The sequence below is a fragment of the Vibrio sp. 10N.222.49.A3 genome, assembly GCF_041475145.1.
Lineage (GTDB): Bacteria > Pseudomonadota > Gammaproteobacteria > Enterobacterales > Vibrionaceae > Vibrio > Vibrio tasmaniensis_A.
Genome location: NZ_JBFRVM010000252.1, coordinates 1 through 745 on the forward strand (window position 1 = coordinate 1; position 745 = coordinate 745).

Here is a 745-nt window from a genome sequence, read left to right on the forward strand (position 1 = left end):
GACCACTATGTTCAACGTCGCCTGTCAGATTTACCTGTAAGTGGTCGCCCTTGCGTAATAGAAATTGAACTGGCTCAGACGAGAGATAAGCTCGGCCGAAGATTGATTGAAGCCACTGATTTTGTTGATAAGGGTGGTCGCTATACCAAGAGATTCTGTCACTTTATTAGTGGACTATGCCGCTATATGAGCATCCATGCAGTGTCTAAGCATTTAGACATTCGCTGGGAAACCGTGAAAAATATCGATAAAGCATTTCTGTTATCTACCTTGCCCGCTTTAGAGCCTAAGAAGTTGACCAACCTTGTTCATATTGGCGTTGATGAAGTCGCCAGGGCTAAAGGCCATGACTATATGACCGTTGTTTATGATCTGGTTTCAGGACAACTTATCTGGGTTGATCATGGACGGACTTCAAACGTACTCATCAACTTTTTTGAACAATGATCACCACAAACGAGAGACGGCATCCAAGCGGTATCAATGGATATGGGTCAATCTTACCAATCAGCGGTGAGAAAGGCTCTTCCGAATGCAGACATCGTTTTTGACCGGTTTCACGTTATGCAGAACTACTCTCTTCTGATAAGGAAAGAGCGTAATAAAGCGTTTAGGAGAGGAACGCATGACGAGAAAAAAATGCTTAAGGGGACGCTATTTTTACTCCTCAAAAATGCGCCGAAATTAAGCGATAAGCAGTCAGATAGGCTAGATGATTTACTTGAAAGCAATAAGACACTTTGTA

At 42.8% G+C, this 745-nt stretch carries 1 pseudogene; it reads left to right on the forward strand.

The window, feature by feature from the left end:
* Nucleotides 1–745, forward strand: a pseudogene (locus AB4589_RS24470) (ISL3 family transposase); the annotation flags it as partial.